The 15,372-nt window shown below is 69.9% G+C and carries 14 protein-coding genes; 5 read left to right on the forward strand and 9 right to left on the reverse strand.

Going from position 1 to position 15,372, the window contains the following annotated elements; all coding sequences use genetic code 11:
- Nucleotides 1–13 precede the first annotated feature (13 nt).
- The 7 genes from AQJ46_RS12305 to AQJ46_RS12335 form a co-directional block, all read right to left on the reverse strand.
- On the reverse strand, nucleotides 14–847 hold the full coding sequence (locus tag AQJ46_RS12305; RefSeq protein WP_059205593.1) for an enoyl-CoA hydratase/isomerase family protein: 834 nt from the start codon (nucleotides 845–847) through the stop codon (nucleotides 14–16).
- 28 nt (nucleotides 848–875) lie between these two features.
- Nucleotides 876–1,886 carry an alpha/beta fold hydrolase gene (locus AQJ46_RS12310; RefSeq protein WP_208616918.1) on the reverse strand — a complete coding sequence of 337 codons (1,011 nt, stop codon included), beginning with the start codon at nucleotides 1,884–1,886 and terminating at the stop codon, nucleotides 876–878.
- A gap of 165 nt (nucleotides 1,887–2,051) precedes the next feature.
- On the reverse strand, nucleotides 2,052–2,711 hold the full coding sequence (locus tag AQJ46_RS12315) for a response regulator (RefSeq protein ID WP_059205594.1): 660 nt from the start codon (nucleotides 2,709–2,711) through the stop codon (nucleotides 2,052–2,054).
- Between the two features lie 144 nt (nucleotides 2,712–2,855).
- Entirely contained in the window at nucleotides 2,856–4,031 is a 1,176-nt protein-coding gene (locus tag AQJ46_RS12320; protein ID WP_059205595.1) for a low temperature requirement protein A, read from the reverse strand.
- A gap of 36 nt (nucleotides 4,032–4,067) precedes the next feature.
- On the reverse strand, nucleotides 4,068–4,919 hold the full coding sequence (locus AQJ46_RS12325; protein ID WP_059205596.1) for an alpha/beta fold hydrolase: 852 nt from the start codon (nucleotides 4,917–4,919) through the stop codon (nucleotides 4,068–4,070).
- Between the two features lie 34 nt (nucleotides 4,920–4,953).
- On the reverse strand, nucleotides 4,954–5,772 hold the full coding sequence (locus tag AQJ46_RS12330; protein ID WP_059205597.1) for an oxidoreductase: 819 nt from the start codon (nucleotides 5,770–5,772) through the stop codon (nucleotides 4,954–4,956).
- A gap of 404 nt (nucleotides 5,773–6,176) precedes the next feature.
- Nucleotides 6,177–7,460: an MFS transporter gene (locus tag AQJ46_RS12335; protein ID WP_059205598.1), complete on the reverse strand. Its 1,284-nt coding sequence runs from the start codon at nucleotides 7,458–7,460 to the stop codon at nucleotides 6,177–6,179.
- 137 nt (nucleotides 7,461–7,597) lie between these two features.
- Here AQJ46_RS12335 and AQJ46_RS12340 point away from each other — a divergent pair, with 137 nt between their 5' ends.
- Nucleotides 7,598–8,176 carry a TetR/AcrR family transcriptional regulator gene (locus AQJ46_RS12340; RefSeq protein ID WP_057615548.1) on the forward strand — a complete coding sequence of 193 codons (579 nt, stop codon included), beginning with the start codon at nucleotides 7,598–7,600 and terminating at the stop codon, nucleotides 8,174–8,176.
- Between the two features lie 42 nt (nucleotides 8,177–8,218).
- On the opposite strand, the gene AQJ46_RS12345 is transcribed toward AQJ46_RS12340, so the two are convergent.
- Nucleotides 8,219–9,424 (reverse strand): glycoside hydrolase family 1 protein, encoded by a 1,206-nt coding sequence (locus AQJ46_RS12345; RefSeq protein WP_059205599.1) that lies wholly within the window; start codon nucleotides 9,422–9,424, stop codon nucleotides 8,219–8,221.
- Between the two features lie 10 nt (nucleotides 9,425–9,434).
- Nucleotides 9,435–10,778, reverse strand: coding sequence for a glycoside hydrolase family protein (locus tag AQJ46_RS12350; protein ID WP_059205600.1), 1,344 nt, complete (start codon nucleotides 10,776–10,778; stop codon nucleotides 9,435–9,437).
- 180 nt (nucleotides 10,779–10,958) lie between these two features.
- Here AQJ46_RS12350 and AQJ46_RS12355 point away from each other — a divergent pair, with 180 nt between their 5' ends.
- The 4 genes from AQJ46_RS12355 (at nucleotide 10,959) to AQJ46_RS12370 (ending at nucleotide 15,358) form a co-directional block, all read left to right on the forward strand.
- Nucleotides 10,959–11,978 carry a LacI family DNA-binding transcriptional regulator gene (locus AQJ46_RS12355; protein ID WP_059205601.1) on the forward strand — a complete coding sequence of 340 codons (1,020 nt, stop codon included), beginning with the start codon at nucleotides 10,959–10,961 and terminating at the stop codon, nucleotides 11,976–11,978.
- A 95-nt stretch (nucleotides 11,979–12,073) separates the two neighbouring features.
- Nucleotides 12,074–13,414, forward strand: coding sequence for an ABC transporter substrate-binding protein (locus tag AQJ46_RS12360; protein WP_059205602.1), 1,341 nt, complete (start codon nucleotides 12,074–12,076; stop codon nucleotides 13,412–13,414).
- A gap of 139 nt (nucleotides 13,415–13,553) precedes the next feature.
- The gene (locus AQJ46_RS12365) at nucleotides 13,554–14,507 is read left to right on the forward strand and encodes a carbohydrate ABC transporter permease (RefSeq protein ID WP_107117247.1); all 954 of its coding nucleotides are present in this window, start codon (nucleotides 13,554–13,556) and stop codon (nucleotides 14,505–14,507) included.
- 8 nt (nucleotides 14,508–14,515) lie between these two features.
- Nucleotides 14,516–15,358, forward strand: a complete 843-nt coding sequence (locus AQJ46_RS12370) for a carbohydrate ABC transporter permease (protein ID WP_107117248.1) — start codon at nucleotides 14,516–14,518, stop codon at nucleotides 15,356–15,358.
- Nucleotides 15,359–15,372: the final 14 nt, after the last annotated feature.

Consider the following 15,372-nt stretch of genomic DNA (forward strand, 5'->3'; position numbering starts at 1 on the left):
ACGTCCTCGGTGCCTATGCCTGCTGGTTGATGAGGCCGGCGTAGTGGCCGAGGTTCCGCTCGATCTCGTCGAGACCGATCTCGGCGATGGCCTTCCCGAGTTGCGGCACGCGGGCCTGGAATCCCGGCCAGTTGACGGACTCCGCGAACTCCGCCCAGGACGCGCGCAGGTCGGCCACGGGCGGCAGGGTCGACCGGTTGATCTGCGCCTTGGCGCCCAGGACGGACGCCTTGTCGAAGGACGCGATGCGCGCCGCGACACCGTCGACGAAGGCGTCGAGTTCGGCGTCGGGGACGGCCCGGGTCACCCAGCCGTACTGTTCGGCGCGCTCGGCGTCGTAGTCCTCGCTGGTGAGGATCGCTTCGAGAGCGCGGTCCCGTCCCAGCAGCCGGGCCAGCCGGTCGCTGCCGCCACCGCCCGGGACGATGCCGATCGCGACCTCGGGCTGGCAGAAGAAGGCTTCCTCGCGGCTGGCGTAGCGCAGGTCGAAGGCCAGGGTGATCTCGTCCCCTCCGCCCCGGGTGCGCCCGCGGATGGAGGCGATGCTGATGAACGGGGCGCTGGTCAGGCGGGTGACGAGTTCGACCCACCTCGGGGTCCCGTCCGCGGCGTTCAGGGCCAGGAGTTCGGGCACCTGGCCGAGATCGGCGTGGTTGAAGAAGTATCCGGGCGTGCCGCTGTCGAAGACGACGACCTGGACCTGTTCGTCCCGGCTCAACTCGTCGACGACGTTGATCAGTTGGGTGACGGTGTCCGCGCCGACGACGTTCACCGGCGGATTGGTGAAGGTGACCCTGCGGATCCTCGGCGCCACGGTCTCGATCTTGAACATGCTGTGCTGGGTCATGCTGGGCTCCAGTGCTGAGGGGGATACGTCAGCGGTCGAGGAAGGTGTTCACCTCGGTGCCGAACTTGACGGCGTACTGGTAGAGAAAGCCGTGGCCGGCGTCCGGGTAGATGTGCAGTCGGGCGTCGGGGAGGTACTTGGCCAGCAGGTGGGAGTTCTTGGCGGGCATGAGGATGTCGCTCTCGCCGTCGGCGACCAGGGTGGGCTGGAAGAGGGCCTTCAGGCGGACCAGCTTCGACTTGTCGGTGACACCCCAGTCCGACCACGCGGTGAGCTGGTGGTCGCGGGTGGCCAGGCTGGAGGGGGCGTCGTGGTCGGTGGTGCGCTCGCCGAGGCGCTGCAGGAACTCGCCTCCCGCGGCCTGGCTGGAGGCGGTGTTCTTGAAGAAGAGGAAGAGGTAGTCCTCGGGGCCGGGGTTGTCCTTCAGGGTCCGCTGCAGGATGTCGGGGTCGGATGCGCGCTGGTCCACTCCGCCCTGGGGGCCGGTGGCGGCCAGGACGACGCGGCGGACCTGCCAGGGGCGGCGCAGCGCGACCTCCTGGGCGACCTCGCCGCCGAGGGAGAAGCCGAACACGTCGTAGCGGGGCAGCTTGAGGGCGTCGATGAAGTCGATGGCGTCCAGGGCCATTTGCTGGACGGTGCTGGGGGTGGTGCCGGTGGAGCCGCCGACGCCGACGTTGTCCACGAGTATGACCTCGCGCTTGGCGGCGATGGTGTCGATGAGCTTGGGGTCCCAGCTGTCGAGGGTGCCGCGGAAGTGCTGCAGGAAGACCAGGGGCACGCTGCCCGCACTGGGGTGGCCGAATCGGCGGTACTGGTAAGTGATGCCGTTGGCGGCCTTGACGCGCAGGTTGGGGGCGGTTCCGGCGCTCTCGGTGTTCTGCGTCCGGGTGACCGCGTGCCGCGTGCTGCTGGAGCTGCCGCTCACGGCGTTGGCCATGCTCGGTGCCGTGGCGGTGAGGGCCGCGACGACCGACACACCGGCCAGTGCCATCGCGGTCCGCCGGGAGATACGGGTACGTCGATTGATTGAGGACATGCCATTTCCTTGGGTCGGGCCGGAGGTCTCCCCCGAAAGCGGGGGAGCGGGGAGCGCCGACGCCGGTGAACTCCGAGGGCGGCGAAGGAACTCCCGCATGATCGACACGCCTGAAAGCTAGGCAGCGGCACTGTCGTCGGAAACCATCCCGAGCGCCCGTCGGGGTCATCCGCCAGGGCGAACCAGTCCGCTCTCGTAGGCCACGACGACGGCCTCTATACGGTCGCGGACGCGTAGTTTGGCGAGGATACGGGCCACGTGGGTCTTGACCGTGGTCTCGCCGAGGAACAGCTTCCCGGCGATCTCCGCGTTGTTCAGCCCGCGGGCGACCAGACCCAGCACCTCACGCTCGCGGTCGGAGAGTACGTCGAGGCGTTTGTCGGTGAGGGGAGCGACGGCGCCCGTGACGTAGCGGTCGATCAACCGCCGGGTCACCGACGGGGCGATCACCGCGTCGCCGCGCAGCACACCGCGGATGGCGATGAGCAACTCGGCGGTCGGTGTGTCCTTGACGAGGAAACCACTCGCTCCCGCACGCAGGGCCGCGTAGGCGTACTCGTCGCGGTCGCACGCGGTGAGGACGAGCACGCGCGTGTCGGGCAGAGCGGTGCGCAACTGCGCGGTGGCCGAGATGCCGTCCAGGCGTGGCAGCCGCACCCCCATGAGGACGAGGTCGGGGCGGAGCGTGAGTGCCTGTGCCACGGCCGCCTCGCCGTCCCCGGCCTCGCCGACGACCGTGAGATCCGGCTGGCCGTCCACCACCATGCGCAGTCCGACCCGCATCAACTCCTGGTCGTCACAGACCAGCACGCCGGCCTCGGTCATGGCGCCCCGCCCTTGGACCTGGCCGCCCGCGCCCGGCGAAGGCCCCGGCCGGCTCCGGTGACGGTGACGGTACCGGCGTACATGCCCATGAAAGCCTTCCGGTGAATGGGGGTGAACAGGGTGAATGAGGAAGGCGCGCCGGTCTCAATTCCTGTCGGCGACCAGGGGGCCTGAGGGGATCGGCCTCGCGCGCGCGTCCCCCGCCGGACGGCGCTCTTCGAACACGGCCAGGGCGACGACAATGGCGGCGGCGATGAGGGCCGACAGGTATGCCGGGGCCGTCGTCGTGACCGCGCAGCCGATGACCAGAGCGGACAGCGCGAGCAGCCGTGACCAGAGCAGGTCGTCGAACAGGGTTGCCCCGTGCCATGCCTGGGGGACGAGATAGAGGGCCGGTCCGCCGAACAGCAGCAAGTTCGTGGTGACACCGGCGTGTTCCAGGGGATGGGCGATGACGCGTTCGTCGGCCACGGCCACCGCGATCAGCCCGGCGACCGAGGCCATGAGGCTGATGACGCCGCTGCGCGCGGCCCGCATCGGGTCCTCGGTCCTCTGGAAGTGGCGTACGACGCGCTCGGAGCGGCTGAAGAACAGCCAGAACAGCGCGACCGTGCCGGTGAGCGCCACACCGCCGGTCAACAGGGTCATCGGCTCGTACGGTGCCGCGGTGAGCGCGGTGCCGGTGGTCATGACCGTCTCACCCAACGCGATGATCACGAACAGGCGTCCGCGCTCCAGCAGGTGCCCAGCGGCGAAGCCGACCCGGCGCGACTCCAGACGGCGGCCGGGGAGCGGATGCGCCGTCCAGGTGCCCGCCAACTCGATCAGGAGCGCCGCGGCCCACCATGCCGGCCGTGCGCCGCCGTCGACCGCAGCGCCGGTCACCCACAGGGGGGCGGGGGCGACGAACCAGACCAGGACGCGGCGGAAATGCTCCTGGTTCACCCGGTCGAGGCCGACCGTGAGCAGCCATACCGTCCGGCCGAGGTGGATCAGCAGGAACGTGGCGACGAAGACCCACCCGGCGTCGCCGAAGGCCCGCGGGATCGCGGCGTTCATGAACAGCCCGACGAACATGACCGCCAGCAGCATCCGCCGGGTCCGCGGGTCCTCGGCCGGGACGAGGGTGACCGCCCAGGTGGTGTACGCCCACGCCGCGTAGACGGCGAGGTAGAGCACGAGCGTCTGGGCGGCGCCGGTCCACGTCGGGTGGGCCAGCAGCTGATGCGACAGCTGGCCGATGGCGAAGACGTAGACCAGGTCGAAGAACAATTCCAGCGGGGTGACCTCGCGGCGCGCCGGAACGCTGGTCGACTCCACGACGAACCTCCTGGTGGAACGGTTTCACGACGTTGCTCAGTCGGCGAGGAAGGCCGTCACCTGGGCGCCGAAGTCCTTGGCGTGCTGGAAGAGGAAGGCGTGGCCGGCGTCGCTGTAGGCGACGAGGGTGGCGTCGGTGAGGTGCTGGACGGCGGTGTACGAGGCCAGGGCGGGGATCATCGCGTCCTGGATGCCGGTGGCGTACAGGACGCGCTGCTTGACGGACTTCAGATCCGCTCGCACCTGCTCGAAGGGGATCGCCGCGTCCTTCTGGATCGCGGCGATCTGGCCCATGGCCGCCGCCTGGGACACGTCGGGGCGTCCGGTGGCCAGCCGGGTGGCCACCCTCGCGAGGTGCTCGTACCCGGCGGCGCGGCCGGTGTCCGTCCCGGGGAAGAACAGGAACACCAGGTCGTCCCCGGTGACTTCGGGCTTGGTCATGGTGGCCCGTACCTTGGGGTCCGGGTCGGGAGAGCCGGGCACCGTGCCGCCGGGGTTGGCGGCCGCCACGACCAGCTTGCGGACCAGGTCGGGCCGGGTGCGGGCGAGGTGCTGGGCGACGGTGCCGCCCAGCGTCCAGCCGAGCAGATCCACCTGCGGCAGGCCGAGGGCCTCGATGAACTCGACGGTGCCTTCGGCCATCCCCTCGACCGAGTCGCGCGGGGTGCCGGTGGTGTAACCGGTGCCGACGTTGTCGAACACGATCACGTCGTGGGCGGCGGCGAGGTGGTCCAGGAACTCCGGGTCCCACCAGTCGAGGGTCCCGCGGACCCGGTTCAGCAGGACGAGTGGGATGCCGCCCCGCGGGCCGATGCGGCGATAGGTGAACGTCGCGGAGGGACCTTCGACGGTCAGGTCCTCGGCCGCGTCTGCCAGGTAGGTGCTCATGGCGAGCTTCGCCTTCTCGTGCGAGGGACGGGCGTCAGGCGGGCAGCCGGTTGAGCTTGCGCAGCTGCTGGTCGAACATGCGGGCGGGGACGATGCGGCGCATGGTGCGGACGCGTCCGGTCATGGCGCCGGCGGTGTAGCGCAGTTTCGGCTTGGCGTCGGTCGCCGCCGCGACGATCTCCTTGGCCACGACGGCGGGGTCGTCGCCGTCCTTGACCGCACCGGCCATGTACTCCTCGAAGACGTGGCGCTGCTCGGCGTAGACGTCCAGGGGCCGGTCGGGCCGCACGCTGGCCGCGTCGAACGCGGTGTTGGTCCAGGCGGGCTCGACGAGCAGGGACCGTACGCCGTACTCGCGGACCTCGTGGTCGACGGACTCCGAGTAGCCCTCGACGGCGTGCTTGGAGGCGGCGTAGACGGCCATGTAGGGCTGCGGCATGAAGCCGACGATGGACGAGAGGTTGATGATCCGTCCGCTGCGCCGGGCGCGCATGTGCGGCAGGACGGCGTTGGTCATGCGGATCACGCCGAAGACGTTGATGTCGAAGAGGCCCTGTGCCTGGGCGGCGGAGCTCTCCTCGGCGGCGCCCGCCGAGCCGATGCCGGCGTTGTTGACCAGGACGTCGATCCGCCCGAACCGGTCGATCACCGTGTCGACCGCGGCGGTCACCGAAGCGTCGCTGGTCACGTCGAGGTCGAGGAAGGTCACGCCCTTCAGAGGGCCGACGTGCGCGGTGTTGCGGCTGGTGCCGACGACGTCGTGGCCCGCCGCGGCCAGGGCGAGCGCGGCTGCCTTTCCGATGCCGGAGGAGGCGCCCGTGACGAGGGCTACCGGTCGTGTTGTCGTTGCCATTTTCGGACTCCTGAGTCGTGGGGTCGGCGATTGCCTTGCCGTGGAGGGGCCGCTTCCGGCCATCCTCTCAATCGGTTTCACTAATGTATCAGGTTTCTCGGTAGCAGCAACAGTGAAGCATCAATTAGTCAGGTATCCGTAGCGCTGACGTATCTCCTGCAAAGGGCAAGGCTGGTGAGCGGGGCCCGGGGGCCTGTCGTCACGGGGAGCTTGGAGCACCCGGCCGGGGCTCGTGCAACTGCCGCCGGGCGCACGCTGGTTACTCCCTGCGATGCGTTGCAGGCCGGCGCCCCTGGTGTGTCGCCTGGGCGAGGTCCTGCGCACTGTTGCTGGTGCGGCGCGGCTCGGCGAGACCGTTGTGGAAGTCGAGGGGGACGACGGTCGCGCCGGGCGCTACCTCGGGCTCATGAGCGGTCTTCTCGGTGTTGGCCTGCGGGATTCGCGCTGGGCGGCGCGGGGTGAGGTGCGTCCGCCGTGGCGGTGGCGCGGCCACGGGTGTCGGCGGCGGGAGCGATGAGGATGGCGGAGGCGACGAACATCAGGACCACCACCATGGCCGAGCGCAGCCCATAGTGGTCGCCCAGGAACCCGAGGGCGGGCGGCCCCACGAGGAAGGCGACGTAGCCGATGATGGCGACCAGCGAGACGCGGGCGGTCTGGTCGGGGCCGGAGTCGCCCGCCGCCGACAGAGCCACCGGGAAGCCGAGAGAGGCCCCAAGTCCCCAGAAGAGTACGGCTGTTGCCGCGACGAGGGCGTTGTCGGAGAAGATGACCAAGAGGAGCCCGACAGCACCGGAGACGGCACTCGCGCGTACGACGGCGGCCCGCCCGAAACGGCCGAGGAAGTATGTGCCGCTGAAGCGTCCCAGGGTCATCGCCGCCGCGAACCCCACGTAGACGAGCGAGCCCATCGCGGCGTCAAGGCCGTGGCCGTCGACCATGAGCAGCGGCAGCCAGTCGTTGGCGGCGCCCTCGGCCAGCGCCATGGCCAGCACGATGGCGCCGATGAGCAGCAGCTTCCGGTCCTTCCATACCTGCGGCCCGGGTCGTCGCGCCGGATCGGGGCCGGGATCCGGGCCGGGACCGGGAGCCGGTGTCGACGGCGCGGCGCTGATGCCGATGCCGACGGGAACGGCACGCATGGCGTGGACCAGAATCCCCGTCGCGACCAGGGCGACCACGGCCAGATGCCAGGAGACGGGGACGTCGGCGGCGGTGGCCGCCATTCCGGCCGACCCCCCGATGACCGTGCCCAGGCTGAAGCAGCCGTGCAGCGTGGGCAGCACCGCGGTCCCGGTGATGCGCTCCACGTCGGCGCCGTCCACGTTGACCGCCACCTCGCCCCCGCCCATGCCCGCGCCGAACAGGCACAGGCCCACGGCGACCAGCGATGCCGACGGCACCGCGCTGCCCGCACCGATGACGGCCGTGCCCACGATGATCAGCAGCGTGCCGAGCGCGATCACCGGCCGGGTGCCGAACCGGGACACGAAACGGCCGGAACACAGGATGCCGATCATGGAACCGACGGACAGACCGAACAGGACCAGACCCATCTGCCCGGTGGACAGGCCCAGTTGGTCGCGGACATCCGGGGTGCGCGTGACCCAGGACGACAGGGCGATGCCAGGGAGAAAGAAGAAGAGGAACAAGGCCTGACGGCGTCGGCGCACGGCGCGGTCTGTCAAAGGGGAGCTCCACTCGTATCACGAACGTGTCAAATATATCTATAGTTGCAACATTGGAGAATCAATTAACGAGGTACCCGTAGCGTTCACGTATCCTCTACAGGGACCCCGGGTAGTGAACCAGACAGGAGACAGACATGGGCCGAGCACTGCGGGCAGATGCCGAGCGCAGTGTGCGCGCGATTCTGGAGGCGGCCGAGCGGGTCCTCGCCCAGGACGCCGGTGCTTCCATGGAGCAGATCGCCGAGGCGGCAGGGCTGACGAGGATCACCGTCCACCGCCGGTTCGCGAACCGGCAGGCACTGCTGGAGGCGCTCGCCGTCTCCGCGAAGCAGCAGCTCGTCGACGCCATCGAGGAAGCCCGGCCCGATGCCGCTCCCGCTCTGGTGGCGCTGTACCGGGTGACCGCGAACGTCCTGCGGGTCAAGGACACCTGGCGCTTCACCCTCAGCCACTCCACACCGCACACCGCCGCCGCGGCCGCCCTCTGGGAGGAGATCGACACCCGCACCGTCGGACTCCTGAACCGGGCGCAGCGGGAGGGACTGCTCGCCCCGGACGCGGACCTGGACTGGACGCGGCAGGTGTACTACGCCCTCCTGAGCGAAGCCCTCGACAGGCCCGGCGCCGCGCAGGATCCAGCCGCGCAGGACCCGGACGCGCTGGCCACGCTCGTCATCGACACCCTGCTGCACGGCGCGGGACCGCGGGGCTGACCTGCACTGATGCGCCGGCCCTGAGCCGTGACCACCACGAGGTCAGAAGGCGACGCATGGAAGAACGCGGGTTCGGCCGAAGTCGCCGAGCCAGGTCGCGGACGGCTTCGGTGTCCGGGCGAACGTGTCGGGGTCTACGGCGATGAGGCCGAAAGTGGGTGTGTAGGAACCCCACTCGTAGTTGTCGAGGGCGCTCCAGGCCAGGTAGCCGCGGATGTCGAGGCCGTCCTCCAGGGCGGCGGCCACCGCGGACAGGGCTCCCGTGTAGTAGTCGACCCGCCGGTTGTCGTCGGCGGTGGCGATGCCGTTCTCGGTGACGATCAGTGGGACGTCGCCGACGATGCCGGCGGTGTGGCGCAGCGCGTGGCCGATGGCCTCGGGGTAGTACTCCCAGCCGGTGAGAGTGCGCTCGGCGTCCTCCGGGGCGGCGACGGGGCCGTCGACGCCGATCCTGGTCCTTGTGTAGGACTGCACGCCGATCCAGTCGTCGCCACGGGCCGCCTCGATGAAGACGTCCTCGCGGGGATGGCTGTAGGCGGCGGTGACCGCTTCGGCGCCCGGCTCGGCCTGGTAGACCTGGTTGGCGATCGACCAGCCGACCTGGAGGTCGGAGGAGATCGACTTCACCGCGGCCCGAGCCCTGTGGTGGGCCCGGATCAGCGCGTCCGTGGTCGGCTTGTCGAGGAGCGGGATGCCGGCGACCGGTGCCACTTCGGTGCCCAGTTCACGGAAGGCGGCCGCGAGGGCGATCATGTTCGGCTCGTTGATCGTGCACACGTGCCGGACGCCGGTGCCGATGATCGGCGCGGTCGCCCGTACGTAGCGTGCGAACAGGTCGGTCGCGTCCTCGGCGGTCCAGCCGCCCCGCTCGGCGAACCAATGCGGCACGGTGAAGTGGTGGAGGGTGACCATGGGCCGCAGACCTCGTTCGAGGGCACCCTCGACCATGCGCCGGTAGTGCGCGATCTCGGCCTTGGAGAACCGGCCGGGGGCGGGTTCGATGCGGGCCCACTCGATGCTGAACCGGTAGTCGGTGAAGCCCAGTTCGGCGAGCAGGTCCATGTCCTCGCGCCAGCGGTGATAACTGTCGCAGGCATCACCGCTCGGCTCCGGGAGGGTGCTGTCCGCTTCGTGCTCCCGGTGCCACCAGTCGCTGCCCACGTTGTTGCCCTCGATCTGGTGGGCGGCGGTGGAGGCTCCCCACAGGAAGCCGTCGGGGAAGGGGTGACCGCCGGACGGCGCTTTCATGGCGTGCCTTTCAGGTCGATGCCGGTCCGGGCCAGACGGCCGAGGCGTCGTCACGGTCGGGATCGGGCAGGCGGACCGGGCGGACGGGGAGGGTACGGGTACGTCCTTCCGCCACCACCGTCCAGGGGGCGGGGCGACCCGAGTAGCACAGGCCGGTCAGGACGAAGACGCCGTCGGCGTACACCTCGACGTACTCCCCGATGGTGAGGATGCGCAGGGTGGCGGCGGGCTCGGCCAGGTCGGACTCGCCGAGCCGGCTGCCCCCTGGGCCGGTGATCCAGAGGTTCTTGCCGTCGCACCCGACGGCCAGGGCGGGCCGGCCGTCGTCTCCGGTCCGCAGGGTGATCTCGATCCGCCCGGAGACGTCCACGTCGCCGACCGCGTGCAGCACCGGCTCCTGGGTCTCCTCGCCCAGCCGGCCGTCCAGGCCCGGCCACCACTCCAGGCGAGGTGCCGAATCCTCCGGCACCACAAGGGACTTGGGCTGCGCGAGCATCCCCCGGCAGCGCTCGCCGGAGTCGGTGAGGCCGACTCGGCGCGGGGTGGTGTGCAGCACGACCCGAGAGCCGTCGGGAGCGGCGATGACCCGAGGGGCGTAGGAGCCGGTCGGGCCCAGCGGGCCACGGCGGGTCCAGGGACCGCGCAGCCGGGGCGCCGTCCATGCCTCGAAGCCGCGCGTCGCGCCGATCGAGCCGATCAGCAACCAGCTGCCGTCGTCGAGGCGTTCCAGGACCGGGCACTCCAACTCGTCCACGTCGCCGGGTGAGATGAGCGGGGGCTGCACGGTCCAGTGCTCCAGGTCGTCCGAAGTCGCCCAGGCCACACAGCCGCTGAGCTCGACCGGCAGGGAGGCGTCGGCGGCGCAGACCACCATGACCCAGCCGTCCGACTCGTCGTCGCGTACGACGAACGGGTCGCGCCAGCCCATGCGTTCGCCGGTGCGGTACCACCGCGCGTCCGCCTCGACGACCGGTCCGGTGCCGTGGCGCCGCCAGCCGGTGCCGTCCGTGCGGTCCGAGTAGGCCAGCCCGACCGACTGGAGCGGCGAGCCGTCGGGGGTGAGGCCGGAAACGCCCGTGTAGAACATCGCCATGCCGCTGCCGTGGCGGAAGGGGTGCATGGTCCACACCGCCTGCTGGTCGAAGCGGCCGGGCAGGCCATTGCCGAAGGCGGTGCCCTCCGGCTTCCAGTGGACCAGATCGGTGGACGTGGCCCTGCCGTACGACGTCTCCATCCTCAGATGGTCGAACTCGGCCGTCCACGGGCCCTGCAGATGCAGCACCGCGTAGCTGCCGTCGTCGTCGCGGAGCAGGGCGAAGTCGTTCACGCAGAGGCCGGGCGGGGCGTATCGCATGCACAGTTCCTGTCGGCTCGCAGCGCGCAAACGCATGCGCTGACCAGTGATCCAGAAGGTCTCGCTTGAGAATCGGCCCCAGTAAAACTGAACGCAAACGCTTGCGCAACAAGAGGGCCGGGTTTACGGTCACGTCACCCCCAGATCACACCGACGTGAAACCGACGGGAGAAATGCGCTGTGACCGTCAGCATCACCGATGTCGCCCGCGCCGCCGGAGTCTCGGCGTCCACCGTGTCCCGCGCCCTGCGCGGCCGGCAGGGGGTGTCCGACGAGGTGCGCGCCCAGATCACGGCCGTCGCCGCGCAGCTCGGCTACACGGCGTCCCAGTCGGCGTCCAGCCTGGCGAGCGGGCGCACCTACACCATCGGCGTCGTGGTCCCCTACGTGGGCCGCTGGTTCTTCGGCACGGTGCTGGACTCCGCCGAGCACGTGTTCAGCGCCGCCGGGTACGACGTCCTGCTGTACAACCTGGGCTCGCCGGAGACACGCAAGCGCTTCTTCACCAAGCTGCCGGTCCGCAAGCGGGTGGACGCGCTGCTGTCGCTGCTCATTCCCGACGACGAGGAGTCGGCCGCACTGCGTTCCCTCGGGGTGCCGCTGGCCAGCACGGTGGGCGGCGCCCGGCCCGGCTTCACCGTGGTCGGCATCGACGACCGGGCCGGCACGGAGAGCGCCGTACGGCATCTGGTGAACCTCGGCCACCGCCGGATCGGCATGATCAGCGGGTCGAGCGGGCCGCAGCACTGGACCACGCCCATCGCACGACGCCAGGCGTACCTGGACGTGCTGGCCGAAGCCGGGATCGAGCACGATCCGGCCCTGGAGGCGGACGGCGACTACACCGTCGAGGGCGGCGAGCGGGCCATGACCGAACTGCTGGCCGCCTCCCGGCCGCCGACGGCGGTGTTCGCCCAGTCCGACGAGATGGCGATGGGCGCGCTGCGGGCCCTGCGACGGCACCGGCTGAAGGTGCCGGACGACGTGTCCGTCGTCGGCTTCGACGATCACGAGCTCGCCGACGTGATCGGACTGACCACCGTCGCCCAGCCGGTGGCCGGCCAGGGCGCCGAGGCCGCCCGGCTGCTGCTGCGGCAGCTCGACGAGCCGGGAGCCGAGGCACCCGGGCACGTGCAGATGCCCATCCGTCTCGTCCTGCGCGAGACGACCGCCCCGCCGCGCCCGCGCGGACCCCAGTGACCCCTCCGCGGCCTTCAGGCCCCGAGGTCCCCCACGCCCCACGCCGGAAAGCACCAGCGCACGTCGAAACCCTCGCACCGCACGGAGGCACATCCATGAGCTCGACCAGCAGAAGGTACCGCCGCACGGCCTGTACGAGCCTCGCCCTCGTCCTGCCCCTCGCCGCCCTGGCCGCCTGTGGCGGCGGCAGCGGTGGCACCTCCGCCGACGCGGGCAGCGGCAAGGGCACGATCAGTGTCTGGGCCCACCAGGGCCAGAAGAGCGAGGACACCGCCCTGCAGAACGCGGTGAAGTCCTTCAACTCCTCACAGAGCGGGATCAAGGTCGAGCTGAAGCTCATACCCGGCAACGACTACACCAAGACCATCACGGCCACCGACGCCTCCCAGCTGCCGGACGTGATGGAGTTCGACGGCCCGACCATGGCGAACTTCGTCTACAACAAGAAGCTCGCCGCGATCGACTCGTACGTCTCCGCCAAGACCCTGAGCAACGCCACCGCCGCGAGCAAGGCGCAGGGCGAGATCGACGGCAAGCACTACGGCCTGGGCATGTACGACTCCGGGCTCGGCGTCTACGGCAACAAGAAGCTGCTGGACGCGGCCGGTGTGAAGTACCCGACGGGCCTGTCCGACGACTGGACGGCTGCTCAGTTCACTGCCGCACTCAAGGTGCTGAAGGCCAAGGACTCCGACGGCAAGGTCCTCGACCTGCAGGAGAACAACGGCCTGTCCAACGAGTGGGGCACCTACGGCTTCGCCCCGATCGTCTGGTCCGCCGGCGGCTCCCTGCTCAAGGACGGCAAGGCCGAGGGCGCCCTCGACACCCCGGCCGTGGTCTCGGCCATGAAGACCTTCCAGTCCTGGAAGACCTACACCGACCCCAACACCGACGGCAACGCCTTCGCCAAGGGCCGCGTCGCCCTCAGCTGGGTCGGCCACTGGATGTACCCCGCCTACAGCGAGGCCCTCGGCAGCGACCTCGTCGTCCTGCCGCTGCCCGACTTCGGCAACGGCCCCAAGGCGGGCCAGGGTTCGTGGGCCTGGGGCATCGGCGCCAACACCAAGAACGCCAAGGCGGCCGGCGCCTTCCTCGACTACCTCATGAACGACACCAATGTCACCGCCATGACGACGGCCAACGGCGCCCCGCCCGCGACGAAGACCGCGCTCGCCGCCAGCACCCTCTACAAGAAGGGCGGCCCGCTCCAGCTCTTCGCCGACCAGCTCGCCAAACCCTGCGGCGACAGCGACATCACCAAGTCCTGCGTCGCCGTCACCCGCCCGGTCACGGCCGGATACCCCACGGTCACCGCCAAGTTCAGCGACGCCCTGAACTCGATCTACGGCGGCGCCGACCCGAAGAGCGCGCTGGCCAAGGCGGCCCGCGCCATCGACCAGGACTTCTCCGACAACGCCGGATACAAGATCCCGTAGGACCGTGTCGGCCGCGGCGGGTACGCGCAGACGCTGCCCGCCGCGCCGGGAACAGGACCCACCCGTGAAGACAGTGGAACCAGTGGACCCCTTGGACCCCGCGCCCGCCGCGGCCCCCGACCGGGAGCACAGCCCGCCCATGACCGCCGTGAGAACCGCCCGTTCCACTCCTTCCGGGACCCGGAACAGGCCCCGGAACCGTGACTGGCTGCACGGACTGCTGATGTCCGCCCCCGCCGTCGCCGGGCTCGTCGCCTTCGTCGGCGTCCCGTTCGGCTACGCCGTCGTCCTCTCCTTCTACAACGTGCGCCTCGGCTCGCCCCTGGCCCCCTCGTTCTTCGGCCTGGAGCAGTACCGGCGGCTGTTCACCGACCCGGACCTGTCGGGCCCCTTCCTGCGGGCCCTGCTGAACAACCTGACCTTCGCCGTAGTCGTCGTACCGCTTCAGACGGGCCTGGCGCTGGCGCTGGCGATCCTGCTCAACCGCAAGCTCAAGGCCATCGGCCTGTTCCGCTCCCTCTTCTTCATGCCGGTCGTCTTCCCCATGACGCTGGTCGCCGTGATCTGGCGGCTCATCCTCGCCCGCAGCGACCAGGGCCTGCTCAACTCCGCGCTGCACGCGGTGAGTTTCGGCAACTGGGGTGCCTTCGACTGGCTCGGTGACTCCGCCACCGCCATGGCCTCGGTGATCGTGCTGTCGGTGTGGCAGGGCGTCGGCTTCCAGATGGTCATCCTGCTGGCCGGCCTCCAGCAGATCCCCGGCGAGCTGTACGAGGCCGCCGAACTCGACCGGGCCACGGCCTGGCAGCAGTTCCGGCATGTCACGCTGCCCGGTATCCGCGGCACGCTCGTCTTCGTCGCCACGCTCACCTCGGTGCTGTCGTTCCGGGTCTTCGACCAGGTGTACGTCCTCATCCACGGCGGCGGTCTCGACGAGGACGCCACCCGGACGGTCATGTACCAGGCCGTCACCACCGCCTTCGACCAGAACAACATCGGTCAGGCGTCCGCGATCACCGTCGTCTTCTTCCTGATCGTCGTCGCCCTGACCCTCATCCAGCGCCGCGTCGTCCGGCCCGACAACGAGGACTGACCCCACCCATGGCCACCACCCGCGCGCCCCTGCGCCGCTTCGCCGACTACGCCGTCCTCGCCGTCCTGGCGTTCCTCTTCGTGCTGCCCGTCCTGTATCTGCTCCTCGGCAGTCTCAAGCCCTCCGGTGAAGTACTGAACGGCCTCAGCGGCTTCCTCCCCACCCACCTGTCCTTCGACAACTACGCGCACGTCCTCGACGCCCTGAACTCCGACAGCACCGGCTACTTCTGGCGGTTCATGGGCATTTCCCTGCTCGTCGCGTTCGTGGTCGTGACCGGTGGCCTGTTCGTCAACTCGATGGCGGCGTACGGAATGTCACGGCTGAAGTGGCGGGGCAGGGAGGCGGTCTTCACGCTCGTCCTGCTGCTGATGCTGGTCCCGTTCGAGTCGTTGGCGGTGCCGCTGTTCTACATGTTCAACGAGCAGCGCAACACGATCTACATCCAGGCGATCCCGTTCGTGGCCAACGCCTTCTCGGTCTACCAGTTCCACACGTTCTTCCGCTCGATCCCGCCGAGCATCGAGGAGGCGGCCCGGCTGGACGGCGCGGGTCCGTGGCGCACCTTCTTCGCGATCATCGTCCCGATGAGCAAGCCGGTCTTCGCCTCCGTCGCGATCCTGACCTTCCTCACCCAGTGGGGCTCCTTCCTGTGGCCGGTCCTGATGGTCTCCGACCCCTCCGTCCGCCCCCTCCCGCTGGAGATGAGCGTCTTCCAGGGCCAACAGCCCCCGGACTGGGGCCAGATCCTCGCCTTCGGCGTCCTTCTCGTCCTGCCCGTTCTGATCGTCTTCGCGTTCTTCCAGCGCTGGTTCGTCCAGGGCGTCGCCAGCTCCGCGGTCAAGGGCTGAGCGAAGGCGCATTA

This window comes from Streptomyces canus (assembly GCF_001514145.1).
GTDB classification, from domain to species: domain Bacteria; phylum Actinomycetota; class Actinomycetes; order Streptomycetales; family Streptomycetaceae; genus Streptomyces; species Streptomyces canus.